The sequence below is a fragment of the Arthrobacter sp. NPDC058130 genome (genome assembly GCF_042884475.1).
Lineage (GTDB): Bacteria > Actinomycetota > Actinomycetes > Actinomycetales > Micrococcaceae > Arthrobacter.
Window position 1 is genome coordinate 111,712 of sequence record NZ_JBHVTV010000004.1, and the last position, 16,713, is coordinate 128,424.

At 68.9% G+C, this 16,713-nt stretch carries 11 protein-coding genes; 5 read left to right on the forward strand and 6 right to left on the reverse strand.

The features are described 5' to 3' along the window. Positions 1–68: 68 nt before the first annotated feature. From rsmA to ACFVTM_RS10100, 3 genes are all read right to left on the reverse strand, one after another. Positions 69–968, reverse strand: a complete 900-nt coding sequence (gene rsmA / locus ACFVTM_RS10090) for a 16S rRNA (adenine(1518)-N(6)/adenine(1519)-N(6))-dimethyltransferase RsmA (protein WP_390203312.1) — start codon at positions 966–968, stop codon at positions 69–71. Positions 969–1,153: 185 nt separating this feature from the next. Continuing rightward, on the reverse strand, positions 1,154–2,299 hold the full coding sequence (locus ACFVTM_RS10095; RefSeq protein ID WP_390203313.1) for a transglycosylase family protein: 1,146 nt from the start codon (positions 2,297–2,299) through the stop codon (positions 1,154–1,156). A gap of 304 nt (positions 2,300–2,603) precedes the next feature. Continuing rightward, the gene (locus ACFVTM_RS10100; RefSeq protein WP_390203314.1) at positions 2,604–3,491 is read right to left on the reverse strand and encodes a TatD family hydrolase; all 888 of its coding nucleotides are present in this window, start codon (positions 3,489–3,491) and stop codon (positions 2,604–2,606) included. Positions 3,492–3,668: 177 nt separating this feature from the next. Between ACFVTM_RS10100 and ACFVTM_RS10105 the strand changes: the two genes are divergently transcribed. From ACFVTM_RS10105 to ACFVTM_RS10115, 3 genes are read left to right on the forward strand one after another with little or no spacing between them, the layout of a single operon-like run. Beyond that, on the forward strand, positions 3,669–4,811 hold the full coding sequence (locus ACFVTM_RS10105; RefSeq protein WP_390203315.1) for an AAA family ATPase: 1,143 nt from the start codon (positions 3,669–3,671) through the stop codon (positions 4,809–4,811). A 13-nt stretch (positions 4,812–4,824) separates the two neighbouring features. Then, the gene (locus tag ACFVTM_RS10110) at positions 4,825–6,363 is read left to right on the forward strand and encodes a DUF58 domain-containing protein (RefSeq protein WP_390203316.1); all 1,539 of its coding nucleotides are present in this window, start codon (positions 4,825–4,827) and stop codon (positions 6,361–6,363) included. Beyond that, on the forward strand, positions 6,360–8,885 hold the full coding sequence (locus tag ACFVTM_RS10115; RefSeq protein WP_390203317.1) for a transglutaminaseTgpA domain-containing protein: 2,526 nt from the start codon (positions 6,360–6,362) through the stop codon (positions 8,883–8,885). Before ACFVTM_RS10110 ends, ACFVTM_RS10115 begins: the two co-directional genes overlap by 4 nt. Before the next feature lie 9 nt (positions 8,886–8,894). Here ACFVTM_RS10115 and ACFVTM_RS10120 read toward each other — a convergent pair whose 3' ends face one another. After that, entirely contained in the window at positions 8,895–10,394 is a 1,500-nt protein-coding gene (locus tag ACFVTM_RS10120) for an NAD-dependent succinate-semialdehyde dehydrogenase (RefSeq protein ID WP_390203318.1), read from the reverse strand. Between the two features lie 280 nt (positions 10,395–10,674). Continuing rightward, the gene (gene rsmI / locus ACFVTM_RS10125) at positions 10,675–11,625 is read right to left on the reverse strand and encodes a 16S rRNA (cytidine(1402)-2'-O)-methyltransferase (protein WP_390203319.1); all 951 of its coding nucleotides are present in this window, start codon (positions 11,623–11,625) and stop codon (positions 10,675–10,677) included. Between the two features lie 57 nt (positions 11,626–11,682). On the opposite strand from rsmI, the gene ACFVTM_RS10130 reads away from it, so the two are divergent. Both ACFVTM_RS10130 and ACFVTM_RS10135 read left to right on the forward strand, forming a co-directional pair. Continuing rightward, positions 11,683–13,440 (forward strand): dolichyl-phosphate-mannose--protein mannosyltransferase, encoded by a 1,758-nt coding sequence (locus ACFVTM_RS10130; protein ID WP_390203320.1) that lies wholly within the window; start codon positions 11,683–11,685, stop codon positions 13,438–13,440. A 61-nt stretch (positions 13,441–13,501) separates the two neighbouring features. Beyond that, complete coding sequence (locus tag ACFVTM_RS10135) at positions 13,502–15,331, forward strand: AMP-dependent synthetase/ligase (RefSeq protein WP_390203321.1); 1,830 nt, start codon at positions 13,502–13,504, stop codon at positions 15,329–15,331. 23 nt (positions 15,332–15,354) lie between these two features. On the opposite strand, the gene ACFVTM_RS10140 is transcribed toward ACFVTM_RS10135, so the two are convergent. Then, positions 15,355–16,653, reverse strand: a complete 1,299-nt coding sequence (locus ACFVTM_RS10140; protein ID WP_390203322.1) for a TIGR01906 family membrane protein — start codon at positions 16,651–16,653, stop codon at positions 15,355–15,357. Positions 16,654–16,713: the final 60 nt, after the last annotated feature.

Genomic DNA, 16,713 nt, shown 5'->3' on the forward strand with positions numbered 1-16,713 from the left:
CCCCGGCTCCAAGCACGGAACGCCGCCCGCCCGGCTCACAACGAGCTCACCAGGAACCCACGAGGAGCTCAGGAGACGGGCTGTGCGTGGGCTTCGGCGATTCTGGCGAACGCCTCAATGTCGATCACTTCGCCGCGGGCTGTGGGGTCGACGCCGGCGGCCCGCAGGCAGCGTTCGGCGTCGGCGGCGCTGCCTGCCCAGCCGGCCAGCGCCGCGCGGAGCGTCTTGCGGCGCTGGGCGAAGGCGGCGTCAATGACGGCGAAGACCTGTTCCCTGGTGGCGGTGGTGACGGGGGGCTCCCGGCGGGTGAACGCGACGAGCCCGGAATGGATCTTGGGCGCGGGCCAGAAGACGTTCATGCCGATCACGCCGGCCTTGCGCATGCTGCTGTACCAGGCTGCCTTGACCGAAGGCACGCCATAGGTCTTGGAACCGGGCCCGGCCGCGAGCCGATCGGCGACTTCATCCTGGACCATGACCAGGCCGTGCTGCAGGCTCGGGAAGTGCTGCAGGAGGTGCAGCACCACGGGGACGGCGACGTTGTAGGGAAGGTTCGCCACAAGCGCCGTCGGCTCAGCGGGCAGCTCCGTCACCTTCATGGCATCGGCCAGGACGAGGTGGAAATTCCCGACGGCGTCCGGCCGCCACGTCCCCACCGTGGCCGGCAGGCGTCCGGCCAGGACGGGATCAATTTCGACGGCGACCACGGTCCGGGCGGCGTCCAGCAAGCCAAGGGTCAGCGACCCGAGCCCGGGCCCCACCTCCAGGACGGTCTCATCGGCCCGGATGTCAGCCGCGTTCACGATGCGCCGGATGGTATTGCCGTCTATGACGAAGTTCTGGCCGAGGGTCTTGGTGGGCCTCACGCCGATTTCCTCTGCCAGCCGGCGGATATCGGAGGCACCCATCAGCGGTGCGGGCGCCGCTCCGGGCAGGCTTTCGGGGGCGGAGGGGCTCGGTTCAGTCACCTAGGTATCCTATCCCGGCCCCGGTACGCCGCAGGCCGGGCCCGGAAGGAATCCGGACCCGGCCTGTGCGGCCCCGGGCTGTGGTCAGCAGCCGCGGGACTCGGGCGGTCAGTGGCCGGCGGTCAGCCGACGGCTTCGCTTACTCGTCTGGCCTATTAGTCTGGCCTGCCAGTTAGGCTGGCCTGCTAGCTGGAGGCGGCCCAGCCGCAACCCCAAGGCTGCAGGCCGCGCTGTGCGTAGACGCGGTTGGCGATGTCGATCTGCTGGGCTTTGGTGGCCGCAGCGGCGTTCGGGGCGTACGCGCCGCCGCCGGAGCCGAGCCAGGTCCGGACGTCGAACTGCAGGCCACCGTAGTACCCGTTGCCGGAGTTGATGGACCAGTTGCCGCCGGACTCGCACTGGGCGATCTTGTCCCACATGCCCTGGTTCATCATGGCGGGGGCGGAGGCGCCGGTGTTGGCGGCAGCCTGGGGCTTTTCCTTGGTGCCCACAGTCACCTTTTCGGTGACCGGCTGGGCGCTGACGGTCTCGGACACCAGGGTCCGGGAGGCTTCGCGGCCGTCCACGAGGACCAGCTTGAAGCTCTTGGCCGTAGTGCCGGCGACGCCCGCCTGGGTGACCTTCTTCTCACCCTTGAACATGTCGGCGCTCTCGGTGGTGAGTGTCTCGAACGCGACCGGCTCGGTGGTGTTGGCCGTCTTGCTGACATCAACGCGGGAAACCTTGATCACCATGTCGTTGACCACCGGCGCGTTCCCGGGCTGCGAGAGGCGGTCGCTGGCTCCAAGCGAAATGCCTGCGTCCTCGAGCACCTTGGCCACGGTGGCCTCAGTCGTGGTGGTCGCGGCTGCCTTGCCGTCCGCGACGATGCTCACGGTCTTCGGCGTGGAGATGGACACGAAGGAGCCGGAAACGGCGAGCTGGGCGTCCTTCGGCACGGAGACCTGCGAGGCGCTGGCGACGCCGAGTTCGGTCACGAGCCCTTCGACTGTGGGCGAGGTAGTGGAGATGGTCCGTTCGGCGCCGTCCAGGCTGACCTTGACGGCCTTGGCGAGGTTGACGTTGATGACTGATCCGTCCTGCACATGGGAGTCCACCGAAGGCGACACCCTGTCAGATGGCTGGAGTTCAACCTTGGCACCCTTGACGACCTGTCCGACGGTTCCGCCGAAGGTCTGGACGGAGCTGACTTTGCCGTCCACGTTGAGTGTGATCGTCTTGTTGTTGCCGACGAAGGCCACGAGGCCCAGCACGAGTGCCACCAGCACTACGAGCTGCGTGCCAACCTTGACGAAGCTGATCTTGCCGTCCGATGTGAAGAACTTGACCACAATTGCCCGAATCTCTTGGACCTTCCGGGCACGGGGAAAAGTACACGTGACCACCCTCCGTGAGAGCGCCAAAGGCGGCTCCGAACAGCGTCCGGATCGTCACGAAACATGCATGCACTGCCTCACCCAAAACGAGAGCGCGCATGTGGTTCGTTTGCCACAATGCACGCCCTGCTTGGGTGAAATTCTCCGAAGGCCTTCCCCGACCCCGGCTAATAGTTGACCACTGTAACCGAAGCGTTATAAAGGGACCAAGTAATTGTGCATACCCGGTATCTATAAGGAGGAGCCGGAAGAGACCGTTTCAGTCCCAGGATCCGTATGCCCGCACCGTATTTTCGGCGATCTGCGCGCACAGCCCGGACAGCTCTGATCCAGTCACATCGGCCATGGCCCGGACCGTGTATGGAACCATGTAGCTGGCGTTCGGGCGGCCGCGGTGAGGATGCGGGGTGAGGAACGGCGCGTCGGTTTCGACCAGGATCCGGGCCGGCTCCGCAATGGCGAGCGCCGCGCGCAGGTTCGCCGCGTTCTTGAACGTCACGGTTCCGGCAAAGGACATGTACCAGCCCTCCGCGTTGCAGGTCCGGGCGAGGGTCTCGTCGCCGGAAAAGCAATGGAAGACCACCCGTTCCGGGGCCCCTTCTTCGCGCAGTACCTGGACAACATCGTCGTGGGCGTCGCGGTCGTGGATTTGCAGCGTCAGGCCCAGTCGTTTGGCGATGTCGATATGGCGGCGGAACGAATAGCGCTGGTGGACCAGGCCCTCCCCCTCGGTGCGGAAGAAGTCCAGGCCCGTTTCGCCGATCGCCCGGACCCTCGGATGGGCGGCCAGGGCCTCGATCTCGGCCAGAGCGTCCTCCAGGCCCCCGCTCCGGGCGTAGCCGGGGGCATCGTTGGGGTGGAGGGCCACGGCGCCAAGGAGCCGCGAATCGAGGTCAACCGCCTTGACCGTGAACCGGGACGATTCGAGGTCGCAGCCCACTTGCACCGCACCCCGGACGCCCACCGCTTCGGCGGCATCGAGGGCGTCCTTGACGCCTACCAGGAGCTCCGCTTCGGGAAAATCCAAATGCGTGTGGTTGTCCATGACCGGCACGGGAAGCGGCTCGGGTGCGGGCGGATACCCGCTGCGTCCGGTACCGTCGGTTCCGGGCACCCGGAACGGGACGGGAGTGAGGGGATTGAGCATTCTTCCACCCTAACCGGCGCCCAGAATTCCCCGGAACTCTCTGTCAGGCCCGGCAGTTGTGTTAGTAGTCTGTTAGTACTCTGTTATTTCCCCGTTAGGAAACAGGCGAACGCCACTGCGGGGCCCGGCGGCCGCTGGCGGTCCGTTCCGGGACCCACAAGGCCTGAAAGGCTGCCGATGGATTACCAGCGCACTTCCGTAGACGACGTCCTCCCCGAAGGACAGAGCTTCCCGGGCCCATCAGCCCTGGACTCCAACGCAGCCGGACACCGGTCCTCGGCGCCGGCGTTGGACGCGGACGCCTTCCACTCGGCCAGCACCCGGATCCTGACGGCCATCAATACAGTCATCGACGGCAAGGCCGAAGCGGCAAAACTGGCGCTCACGGTGCTCCTCGCGCAGGGCCATCTGCTCCTGGAAGACGTCCCGGGGGTGGGCAAGACGCTGCTGGCCAAGACCCTGGCCCGGACCATCGACTGTTCCGTCAGCCGGATCCAGTTCACCCCGGACCTGCTCCCGTCCGATGTCACCGGCGTGTCCGTCTACAACCAGGCGACCCGGACCTTCGAGTTCCGGCACGGCGCGGTGTTCGCCAACATCGTCATCGGGGACGAAATCAACCGCGCCTCGGCCAAGACCCAATCGGCCCTGCTGGAGTGCATGGAGGAGCATCAGGTCACCGTGGACGGCACGTCCTACCGGCTGGATGAGCCGTTCATGGTGGTGGCGACGCAGAACCCCATTGAGATGGAGGGCACCTACCCGCTCCCGGAGGCCCAGCGGGACCGCTTCATGGCCCGGATTTCCATGGGCTACCCGGACAGGGAGTCCGAGATGGAGATGCTCGAAACCCACCAGGCATCCTCTCCGCTGGCCCGCGTGAGCGCAGTTGTCACGGCGGCGGAAGTGGCCGCGATGATTGCCTCGGTGCAGCAGGTCTACGTCTCCCGGTCCATCAAGGAGTACACGGTGGCCTTGGGACGGGCCACGCGTGAAAGCGGGCTTCTCCGGCTCGGAGCCAGCCCGCGGTCCATGCTGCAGCTCCTGCGTGCGGCGAAGGCCACCGCCGCGCTGGAGGGCCGGGACTTCGTGCTGCCGGACGACGTCGTCAGCGTCGCCGAAGCAGTGCTGGCCCACCGGATCATCCTCGACCGCAAGGCGGCCAGCGCGGGCGAAACGCCGCAAAGCGTCATCCGGGCCATCATCGCCAAGACCCCGGTCGCCCCGGAAGTGACAGGGTCAACCAACGGAGCCGGCCGCCCTGGCCGGAACAAGGCCATGGCTGCCGCGCCGTCGCCCAAACTGCCGAATCCGCGTTAGGAGCGGTCCCGCCGTGGCGTTGAGGGACCGGTTCCCCGGACACATCTTCAGCACCCGCGGCTGGGGCCTGCTCGGCGCGGGTGCGGTGTCCCTGCTGGCCGCCCAGATCATGGGACGCCGGGATCTGCTGGCGCTGGCCGTGCTGCTGCTGGTCCTGCCCCTGCTGGCCCTGGCCGGAACCCGGGTCCTGAAGCCCAGGTTCCGGGTCTACCGCGAATTCAGCCCGTCGCCGGTTGAAACGTCCGCGCGCACCACGGTGCGGCTGGCCGTCGCGCGGACCGGGCCCGGAACCGGCCACGCCATCATGGAGGAACACTTGCCGGCCCGGTTCGGCGAATCCCCCGTCTTCCGTTTCCCGGCACGCAGGGCCACCGGCGGCGCCAGCCGCTATGAGTACCACCTTCGCTCGGCCAAGCGCGGCCAGTTCCTGATCGGGCCCGTCACGGCGGAATTCAGCGACCCCTTCGGGCTGTCCTTCCACCGCCACGCGATCGACGACGGCGACCTCCTGACCGTGACGCCGGCCGCCGTCCAGCTCCCAGAGACAGGGCTGGCCGGTGCCCGCGGACACGACGGCGTGACAGCCACCCGGGCCCGGGCGAATCCCAGCGACGACGACGTCATGACCCGCGAATACCGCCACGGCGATCCGATGCGCCGGGTGCACTGGGCCGCAACTGCCCGCCACGGATCCCTCATGGTGCGGCAGGAGGAATCCGTCACGACCCCCGAGGCGACCATCATCCTGGATCAGCGGCTCTCGGCGTATCCGCACGGCGTGTTTGGCCACGCCGCCCATTCCTCGGGCCATTCGGGGGGAGGGGAAGGCGATGGCCATGACCTGCTGAGCTGCGACGCCTTCGAATGGGCCGTCACGGCGGCGATGTCGATCGGCGCGCACCTCGCCGAACGCAACTACACGCTGCGGTTCCTGGACAGCGCGGGCGCCCCCGCCTTCCGGAATTCGCCGTCGGCTCCCGATCCCGAGGCCGAGGAATACACCGGCACGGCCGGGCTGCAGTCCATCGCGGAAAGCCTCGCCGCCATCGAGCTCTCCGGCCCGCACCGCGTCCACCCGCACCGCAACCGCGTCCAGGAACCCCGCCGGCGGCCGAGCCCGCAGGCGGCCAGCCCGGAACCCCAGGCCGCCTCCACCGCGCATGAAACCGTGCGCGGCGGGGGCACAAGGGGCGCCGCAGCCGCCGGGAACACGCCGCGGGACTTCGACGACACGTTGATGGACAAGCTCTCCGCCCACCGGCTGCGCGGACCGGTCCTGGCGATCTTGGGCAGCCTGTCCCTGGCCGAGGCCCAGGCGTTGTCCCCGGCGGCCGGGTTCGGCGCGAACGCCTTCGCGCTGCTGGTCACGGACCAGGCCCATGGTTCCGCCGGGATGCCAGAGGTGCTGGAAGCGCTGCGGAGGGGCGGATGGCGAGCCGTGGCGGTTTCAGCCCGGAGCCCGCTGCCCGCCGCCTGGGCGGCCTTCGATGAGGCAGACCCGACGATGTCCGCTGCAGCGGACGTTCGCCGCGGCGTGGGGGGCCGGCTATGACGCTCGCACCGCAGCGCAGCTCCGCATCCCGCCCCGGCACGGCCGGCGCGGAAGAACCGACAGTCCTGTCCCCCGGCGCGGGGTCCCGGCGGGAAGGACCCGGCGCCCTGCCCTGGGTGATGGGGACCGCCGTCGCGGTGGCCGTCGCCGGCGCGGCCTTCGGATTCAACGGCGTACTGCGTGGCTGGGCCTGGTACTCCCCGGTGTTCAGTACCGTCCTGGCCGTGGCATTCTCCATGGCGATGCTCCGGTCACTGCGTGCCCGGACCTGGCTCGTGGCTGCCGGCGGCCTGGTGGCACTTGTCGTGTCCCTGACCTTCATTTTCTTCCGGCAGCACAGCATTGCCGGGTTCATCCCGTCCCCGGAGACCATGACCTACCTAGGCAAGTTCCTCAGGCGCGCCAGCGAAACGGTCCTTGCCGAGAGCACCCCGGTGGCCCCCAACGCCGGCATCGTCATGCTGATCTGCGCGGTCCTCGGGCTGCTGGTGATCCTGATCGATGCCCTCGCGTTCCCGCTGGCGCTGCCGGCCACGAGCGGGCTGGGGATCCTGGCGATCCTCGTGGTTCCCGCCATCGTTAAGCCGCAGAGCGTGGGGGTATTGGGGTTCGTCGGCGCCGCCATCGGGTACCTGTTGATCCTGGGGTGCAGCCATTGGTTCACGCCGGATGCCCGCACGCTGGCCGACACCGCCCGGAACCCCGGGCAGCTCAGGCGCGGCGCGGTCACGGCCGCCGCCGCGCTGACCGTGACGCTGCTGCTGCAGCCGGTCATCCCGGGTTTCGACCAGGGCACGTTCCCCCAGGGCTCGCGGCTGAACCCGTTCGGCAGCGCCACCGGCCTGAATCCGATGATCAGCCTGGGCAACAGCCTGCGCAGCCCGTCCGGCGACGGCCGGATCACCTTCGCCACGAACGCGCCGACGACGCCGTACCTGCGGTCGGTGACGGTGGACAGCTTCGACGGCGATTCCTGGTCACCGGATGACCGGGAATCCACCCGGCAGCCGGGCACGGGCAGGATCGAGTCCGGGCTTGATACCGCCGCGACGGAGTTCCGCATCATCACCGCCGTCAACACGGGGCAGTACACGAGTCCATACCTGCCCTCACCGTATGCACCGGAATCGGTCAACGGCCTCACGGGGCGCTGGAGCTGGGACCCGGCCACGCTGAGCATCAAGGGAATCGACACGAACTCCCGCGACCAGCAGTATGTGGTCACGTCCGTCACGCCCCAGCTCACGGCCGCGCTGCTGGCCCGGGCCTCCGATCCCGTGCGCGGAGTTCCCGAGCAGTTCCTCCGGGAACCATCAAACGTTCCGGAGGTTGTGCGGAGCACAGCCAAGACCGTGACCGCCGGAGCGGCCACGCCGTATGCGCGGGCCATGGCCATCCAGCGGTATCTGCGCTCCACGGAGTTCAGCTATTCCCTGCAGTCCCCTGTGCAGGGCGGCTACGACGGCAACGGCCTGTCGGTGCTGGCTGACTTCCTGGCCCAGAAGAGCGGCTACTGCATTCATTTCGCTTCTGCCATGGCCGTGATGGCCAGGCTGGAGGGCATTCCGAGCAGGATCGCCGTGGGCTACGCACCGGGGCGCCCCACGGGAGCCACTGTGGCGGTCTCGGGACAGGGTCCGCTGCCGGAGTTCGAGGTCGATGCGCGCGACGCCCATGCCTGGCCGGAACTATATTTCCAGGGTGTCGGCTGGGTCCCGTTTGAGCCGACACCGTCCCGCGGCGTCGTGCCGGCTTATGCCACGGAGGCTGCCGCGCCCAGCGGTGCCAGCACCAATGAACGCAACGACGCCCTGACTCCCGGGGACGGTTCCACCCAGGCACCGGTCCCCGCCCCCGGCGCGGTGCCCCTGCCCGGCACCGGGACTCCGGCCGCTGGCGGCGGCTACTCGGCACAGGCGCTCTACGGCCTTGGCGCGGTGCTGCTGCTGGCACTGATCGTGGCTTCCCCGCGGCTGGTGCGCGGCGGCGTGCGCCGGCGCCGGCTAAGGACGGCGGCCCGCGGCTATCCCGGTACAGCCGGCACGGCCCTGCCGGCGTGGGTGGAACTGCGGGACCTCGCCATGGACTACGGCGTGGCGCCCGGAGCGAGCGAGACGCCGCGGCATTTCTCCGCGCGGTTGCGCGCCTCGGCGGCGCTGGGTGAACCCGGCGTCACGGACGGACCCGGGCAGCGCGCCGCGGCAGCCCTCACCGAGGACTTTGAACGTGAGCAGTACGGCCGCCCGGGTGCCGCCGGTTCGGCGGACGACGCGGGGTCTGCGGACCCGGCCGACTCCGCCGCGGCCAGGATTGCCCTGGTGCAGGCCGCGCTGCGGTCCAACGCGGGGCCCCTGGTCCGGCTGCGTGCGGCCTGGCTGCCGCCGTCGGTGATGTCCGGCTGGCGGCGGGCCCTCTCACTGCCCGGCCGGGCCATCTCCCGGACAGCACAACGCACCCGGCGGGGACTCGCGGGATCCTGGGGGAAGATCCGCAATTCCGTCCGCCGGGTGCGCCGCGGCTAGGGTCTGGGCTTAGCCGGCGTACGGGTCGGCGATGCCGATGTACTGGGTGTAGAGGTATTCCTCGATGCCCTCGAGGCCGCCTTCGCGGCCCAGGCCGGACTGCTTGACCCCGCCGAACGGTGCGGCCGCGTTCGAGACCACGCCGGCGTTCAGGCCCAGCATGCCGGTCTCAAGGCGTTCGCCCATCCGGATGCCGCGGTTCAGGTCCCGGGTGAAGACGTACGCGACGAGCCCGTATTCGGTGTTGTTCGCGAGCCGGACGGCCTCGTCCTCGGTGTCGAAGGTGATGATCGGGGCGACGGGTCCGAAGATTTCCTCGGACAGGATCCGGGTGCCCTCCGTGACGCCCTTGAGGATGGTCGGCTGGTAGAAGTAGCCCGGGCCCTCGACGGCGGAGCCGCCGGTCACCGCGACCGCGCCGGAGTTCACGGCGTCGGTGACCAGCTCGTGGACCTTGTCCCGGCTCTTGGCATCGATCAGCGGGCCCACCTTGGACTCGGGCTCGGTGCCGCGGGCCGTGGTCATCTCGCCCATTTTCGCGGCGAACTTCTCCGCGAACTCGTCCGCGACCGACTCGTGCACGATGAACCGGTTCGCCGCGGTGCAGGCCTCGCCCATGTTCCGCAGCTTCGCCAGCATCGCCCCCGCCACGGCGGCATCGACGTCGGCGTCCCCGAACACCACGAACGGGGCGTTCCCGCCGAGCTCCATCGAGGTCCGCAGCACCGTCTCGGAGGCGTCCGAGAGCAGCCGGCGGCCGACCTCGGTGGAACCGGTGAAGGACAGCTTCCGGAGCCGGGAGTCCTTGATCAGCGGCCCCGTGGTGGCACCGGCAGTGGAGGTCGGGATGACGTTCAGGACGCCGGCCGGCAGCCCGGCCTCGACCATCACCGCGGCGAACAGCTGGGACGTCAGCGGCGTCAGGTTCGCGGACTTCAGCACCATGGTGCAGCCGGCCGCGACCGCCGGGGCGATCTTCCGGGTCGCCATGGCGAGCGGAAAGTTCCACGGCGTGATCAGCAGGCACGGGCCCACCGGCTTCTTGGTCACCAGCAGCCGGGACTTCCCGTCCGGGGAGACCGAGTACCGGCCGAACGCGCGCACGGCCTCCTCGGAGAACCAGCGCAGGAACTCGGCGCCGTACGTGACCTCGCCGCGGGCCTCGGCCAGCGGCTTGCCCATCTCCAGGGTCATCAGCAGCGCGAAGTCCTCCGCGCGGGCCGTGACCATCTCGAAGGCGCGGCGCAGGATCTCCCCGCGTTCCCGGGCGGGGACCTTCGCCCAGGACTCCTGCGCGGCGGCGGCCGCGTCCAGGGCCGCCTTCCCGTCCTCCGGACCGGCGTCGGCAATGCTCAGCAGCACCTTCCCGGTGGCCGGGTCCTCCACGTCGAAAGTTTTCCCGGACGCGGCCGGACGCCATTCGCCGTTGATCAGCAGGCCCGTCGGGACCGAGGCCAGCAGGGCACTCTCCCGCTCCGCGGAAACAATAGGCTGGGCAGTTACAGTCACAACGACTCCCTCGTCAGCAATTCGGTTTGCCTAGTTTGTTGGCACTAGCTTGTTGAATTAGTTCTTGGTGCAGGCGCACGTTCCCACAGGCAGGCCCGGGCGTCTGGATTACTGCCACGGTACTGCTGCGCTTACTGGCAAGTCTATGCATGGGCGCACTACCCGATCCAGCATATGTTGTGCAGCTGCACAACACATTTGTGCTGATCTGCGCTACTGGATGGGAGCCCCGGCGAAGCCGGCCCGGAAGGTCCAAGGGGCCGGAAATCCGCTGCCCGGATCAGCGCGCGGCGAGCACGGCGGAATAGAGTTCGCGCTTGCTGACCTTCGCGTCGTCGGCCACCGCCGCGACGGCCTCCTTCAGCCGGATGCCCTGGGCTATCAGCCCGTTGACGGCGGCCACGTGGTCCTCCGGCCGCCCGGGTTCGCGTTCGGGAGCGCCGCCCACCACGACGGCGATTTCGCCGCGCACCTCGTTGGACTCGGCCCATTCGAGCAGTTCGCGCAGCGTGCCGCGGATGACCTCTTCATAGGTCTTGGTGAGTTCACGGCACACGGCGGCCCGGCGGTCGGCGCCGAAGCTTTCGTGCAGGGCCCGCAGCATGGGCTCCAGCCGGTGCGGCGCCTCGAAAAACACCATGGTGCGCCGCTCGGCGTCGAGGTCCGCCAGCCGCGAGGAGCGTTCGCCTGCCTTGCGCGGCAGGAACCCTTCGAAGCAAAAGCGGTCCGTCGGGAGGCCGGACAGGGCCAGGGCGGTCAGCACGGCGGAGGGGCCCGGTGCGGCGGTGACCGTGAGCCCGGCCGCCACGGCACCTTCAACCAGCCGGAACCCCGGGTCAGAGACGGACGGCATGCCGGCGTCGGTCACCATGACCAGGGTCTTGCCGGCGCGGACCTGCTCCAGCAGGTCCGCTGTCTTGGCTGCCTCGTTGTGCTCGTGATAGCTGATGATCCGGCCGGCCACGGTGATGCCGAGGTTCTGCACGAGGCGGTGCAGCCTCCGGGTGTCCTCGGCGGCGACGATGTCCGCCGTCGTCAGCAACTCCACGAGCCGCGCCGAGGCATCGCCGGTGTTCCCGATCGGCGTCGCCGCGAGGACGATCCTGCCGGGCCCGCCCCTGGCGGGAACATCAGTGGCGGGAACGCCGGCAGCGGGAACGACGGCGGGGGCGTCGCCATCGAGAGGGGGATCAAGGGGAGGAAGGGGGGAAGTGCTGGGTTCGTGGTCCACAAGTCCAGCCTACTGCCGCCGGGGCGCAGCCCTGCTGGCACAGCCGCGAAAGGTAGCATGGGCAACGTGACCCAGACCCCCACGCGGCAGCCCGAGGCTGGCCCCGCCGCATCGCCGACATCAGGCCCAGCCAGTGCCCGCGGCAGCGCCGACGGCAAAGCCAGTGCCCGCTTCCGCACCGGCCGCAACCTTGAGGGACACCGCTGGATCGGCCGCCCCGCCGAGGCCAACACCCCAGAGGCCCTCAAGGAACGCCTGATCGGCAGCATCCAGAGCTGGCGGGACTACCCGGCGTCGCTACGGCTCTGGTACTGGCTCATCCCCGCCCTCACGGCGGCGCTGGGCGGCGTCCTGCGGTTCGTCCGGCTGGACACGCCGCGAAACCTGGTCTTTGACGAAACCTATTACGTCAAAGACGCCTATTCTTTCCTGGTCAGCGGGTACGAGCGCAGCTGGCCCGACCGGGCGAACGACGCCTTCATAGCCGGCCACCCCGGCGTGCTGCTGAACACGCCGGAGTACGTGGTGCACCCGCCGGTCGGCAAATGGATGATCGCCTTCGGCATGTGGCTTTTCGGGGCGGACAATCCCTTCGGCTGGCGGTTCGGTGCGGCGCTGACGGGGACGCTGTCCATCTTCCTGCTGGCCCTGATCGCGCAGAAGCTCTTCCGCTCACTGACCCTGGGCGCCGTCGCCGGCGTCCTGCTCGCCGTGGACGGCCACCACCTCGTCATGTCCCGTACCTCCCTGCTGGACATCTTCCTCATGTTCTGGATCCTTGCCGCGTTCGGTGCCCTGCTGATGGACCGCGACGACGGCCGGCGGCGGCTGGCGGCCCGGCTCGGGCGGCAGTCCGCGGCCTCGGCCACGGGGCGGCCCTCGGCGCTCCAGCTCACCTCCGGGCCGTGGCTCGGCATCCGGTGGTGGCGGCTCGCGGCGGGCGTCTGCCTGGGCCTGGCTGTCGGCACCAAATGGTCCGCCCTGTTCTTCCTGGCGGGATTCGGCCTGCTGACCGTGTTCTGGGACCTCAGCGCCCGGCGCATCGCCGGCGTGCATGCCTGGATCAGCGCAGGCATCCTCAAGGACGGCGTCCCGGCCTTCCTGAGCATCGTTCCGGTGGCCGCCGTGGTCTACGGCGCCACGTGGATCGGCTGGTTCCGGTCCAAGGACGCGTACTTCAGGCACTGGGCCGAGACCAACCCCTCGGCCGAGTGGGGCTGGCTGCCGAACGCCGTACGGTCCCTGGCGCACTACCATTTGGAGGCCTACAAGTTTCATCAGGGCCTGAACTCCGACCATCCGTACGAGGCCAGCGCCTGGAGCTGGCTCGTCATGGGCCGGCCGACGTCGTTCTTCTACGAATCCCCCGGGCAGGGCAGCCCCGGCTGCGAATTCGGCAACTGCACCACCGCCATCCTCTCGGTGGGCAACCCGCTGATCTGGTGGAGTGCGGCCGTCAGCCTGGGCATCCTGCTGTTCTGGTGGGCCGGCCGCCGCGACTGGCGCGCCGGCGCAGTCCTGGCAGGAGTGGCCGCCGGCTACCTCCCCTGGTTCATGTACCCGGAACGCACCATGTTCTTCTTCTACGCCGTGTCCTTTGAACCGTTCCTGATCCTGGCGCTTGTCTATTGCCTGGGGCTGGTTCTCGGCCAGCGGACCGATCCCCTCTGGCGCCGCCGGTCCGGATTCTGCCTCGTGGCGCTGTTCGTGGTGGCGGCCGTACTGCTGTCCGCGTTCTTCTATCCGGTCTGGACTGCCGAGGTGATCCCCTACCCGGACTGGCGCATGCGGATGTGGATGCCGTCCTGGATCTAGGGCAGGATTGCAGGGGAAAGTCCGCCGAACTCCGGGCGGACCAGGAAATGGAGACTCGGTTGTGAGAGAAGCAAGCACCGGACTGCTCGTGGAGCTGGACCCGGAGAGCAACGTGACGGACCTGCTCCTGGAGCAGCACGCGAAGGACCCCGTGCACGCCCTCTACTCCCGCAAGGGCCCCGCCGGCTGGGCCGATGTCTCCGTCCACCACTTCCTGGAGCAGGTCACCGCGCTGGCCAAAGGCCTGATTGCCGGCGGACTCGCCCCGGGCGAAACCGTAGCTGTCATGTCCTCCACCCGGTACGAGTGGACGGTGGTGGATTTTGCCATCTGGTTTGCCGGTGGCGTCACTGTACCGATCTACGAGACCTCCTCCGCGGGCCAGGTCGAGTGGATCCTCCACGACTCGGGCGCCCGGCGGGTGTTCGTCGAGGACCATGCCAAGGAGGCCCTCGTCCAGGGCGTCCTGGACGCCTCCACCGTCCTCGGCGACCGGCTTGTCGCCGTCGTGCGGATGGAGCACGACGGCGCCGCACCGAACCTTTCGAGCCTGGCCGCCGCCGGCACCGGGGTCACCGACGCCGAGCTCGAACGCCACCGGAGTACGGCGTCCCTCGCGGACGTGGCGTCCCTGGTGTACACCTCAGGCACCACCGGCAAGCCCAAGGGTTGCGAGATCACCCACGCCAACTTTGCCCTGGTCGCGAAGAATATCGTCCTGTTCCTGCCGGAGCTCCTCCTGCAGCCGCGCTCCCGGACGCTGATGTTCCTGCCCCTGGCGCACGTTTTGGCCAGGGCGGTGCAGGTGATCTGCCTGAGCTCCGGCACCACCGTCGGCCACACCGCCAGCGCCAAGGAGCTCCTGGAAGACCTGGCCAGCTTCAGGCCCACCTTCCTGCTGGTGGTCCCCCGGATCTTCGAAAAGGTCTACGCCGGGGCCGCGCAAAAGGCTGCCGCCGCCGGCAAGGAGCGCGGCTTCACGGCGGCAGCGGCGGCCGCGATCGACTACTCCAAGGCCCTGGACGCCGCTTCCCGGGGTGACGGCACCGGGCCCGGGCTCCTCCTGCGCGCCCGGCACGCACTCTTCGACCGGCTGCTGTACCCCAGGCTGCGGCAGGCCTTCGGCGGCCAGCTGCGGTACACGGTCTCCGGCGCCAGCCCGCTCAGCTCCCGTGACGCCCATTTCTTTCGCGGAGCGGGCATCCCCGTGCTGGAAGGCTACGGCCTGACCGAAACCACGGCGCCGTGCACGGCCAACACTCCGGCCCGGACCAAGGTGGGGACTGTGGGCATCCCGGTACCGGGAACCACGGTCCGGGTGGCCGACGACGGCGAGATCCTGGTCAAGGGCATCGGCGTCTTCAAGGGCTACCATGCCAACGCGGCCGCCAATGCTGAGGCGTTCGTGGACGGGTTCTTCCGGACCGGCGATCTCGGCTCCCTCGACGAGGACGGGTTCCTGACCATCACGGGCCGGAAGAAGGACCTGCTGGTCACCGCCGGCGGCAAGAACGTCGCCCCGGGCCCGCTCGAGGAGAAGATCCGGGAGCACCAGCTGGTGGGACAGGCCGTGGTCATTGGCGACGGCCGGCCGTTTGTCTCGGCACTGGTCAACCTGGACCCGGAAGGCCTGCAGAACTGGTGCACCGCCCGGAAAGTGCCCGTCATGGGTCCGGCCGAAGCCGCCGCCGATGAGAGCGTCCGGGCCTCGATCCAGGGCGCCATTGACGAGGCGAACCTGACGGTCTCGAAGGCCGAATCCATCCGCAGCTTCGTCGTCCTGGACGCCGACTTTACGGTGGAATCGGGGCATCTGACGCCTTCGCTCAAACTCAAGCGGGCCGCCGTCGTGCGGGATTACGAGGAGCACATCAACCGCATCTACCGCTGAGCCCGTCTAGGGCAGATTCTCCCCTAGACGGTGTGCCGGGTGCGTGCTGTGCCCGTTTCCTCGTTGCCGGTGTTGCCGGTGCTTCCTGCCGTGCCGTCCGCCACGGGACCAGCCCCTGCGGTGTCAACGGTGTCCGCGCCGGTGGCTGTCGCCGTGGCGGTCTTCGTGTCGGTCTCCGTGTCGTTTTTCTCAGTATCCGTGGCCGTGGACGCGTCGGCCGCCTTCTTGCCAAGACCGCGGCGCCGGCGCGTGGGCCAGGTCAGGATGAGGGTGAGAAGGGAAGCAAGCAGGACGAGGGCTCCGATGACGATCCCTGCGTCCATCCAGAACTGGCCAGGGAACAGCCGGATCAGGGTGTCCTGGAGCGAAAACGTCCAGGTCCCGTTGGCGAAGAAAATGCGGTGGAAATCGGTGAAGAACTGCTCCCAGCCGAGCGCGGCGAGGGTTCCGAGGCCGATGATGATCGCGAGGGTGACGATCGAGCCGGCGAACAGGCCGCGGCGGACTCCGCCCCTGCGTTTCCGCTTCAGGTAGATCACCGCAACCAGGCCCAGCAGGATCAGCAGGGTGCCGGCACCGAAGGTCGACAGGATGACAGCCTTGACGTCGGCCATGTGGCTGACCTCGCCGTCCCTGAACAGCCGCTCCCCGCTTTGGTCCACAAGATCGCCGAGGTAGCGCGGACCCGACCAGTTGCTGAGGTAGTCCACCGCGTAGGAGCCGTAGGTCATGCGGTCATCCGTGCTGAAGCCGTAGCCGTCGCCGGGGAAGCCCGGACGGTTGTATTCGACCCAAAGGAACATGGGGCTGGTCACGGCGCGGACTGCCAGCACCAGCAGGATGAGCGGGTAGATCACGGCGAGCAGCACCTGCATCACCCGCGGGAGGACCGGCTTGGTCCTGGCGGCCTGCTCGCGTTCTGCAGTGCGGCGCTCGGCGTTGCGGCGCTCGATATCCTCCTGCGCCGTGCCGGCGGGTACCCCGGATTTCTCGGCGTCCGGCTGGACTGTATCCGGCTGGACTGTATCCGGCTGGACTGCCTCCGGCTGGCCTGCCGTCGCCTCGGCCGCCTTGCGGTCGGCGCGGCTCTCCGGCTGGCCCGCCGTGGACGCGGCGGGCGACGGCGCGGCCGGGCTTACGGCCGCGGCTGTGCCGGCGGCCGTGCTGGCGGTGGACTTCTCGGTGGACTTCTCTGTGGAATTGGGCGCGGACTTGGCGGCTGAGGCCGGCTTCATCCAGTCGAACGCCGGCTCGTCGGTGTCGTCCGTCGGATCCAGGTGCGGATCCGGATGGTCTGGAGTGGTAGGACTTTTGTCAGTCACGTGGAGCTTCGCTTCCGTAGGCTTTCGTGCTGCCCGGCCTGCGCCTGGCTGCGCAACTTA

Excerpts from the sequence above, each read along its gene's own strand:
- ACFVTM_RS10100 (WP_390203314.1), bottom strand. The coding sequence starts at position 3,491 with ATGCTCAATCCCCTCACTCCCGTCCCGTTCCGGGTGCCCGGAACCGAC.
- ACFVTM_RS10105 (WP_390203315.1), top strand. The coding sequence starts at position 3,669 with ATGGATTACCAGCGCACTTCCGTAGACGACGTCCTCCCCGAAGGACAG.
- ACFVTM_RS10115 (WP_390203317.1), top strand. The coding sequence starts at position 6,360 with ATGACGCTCGCACCGCAGCGCAGCTCCGCATCCCGCCCCGGCACGGCC.
- ACFVTM_RS10130 (WP_390203320.1), top strand. The coding sequence starts at position 11,683 with ATGGGCAACGTGACCCAGACCCCCACGCGGCAGCCCGAGGCTGGCCCC.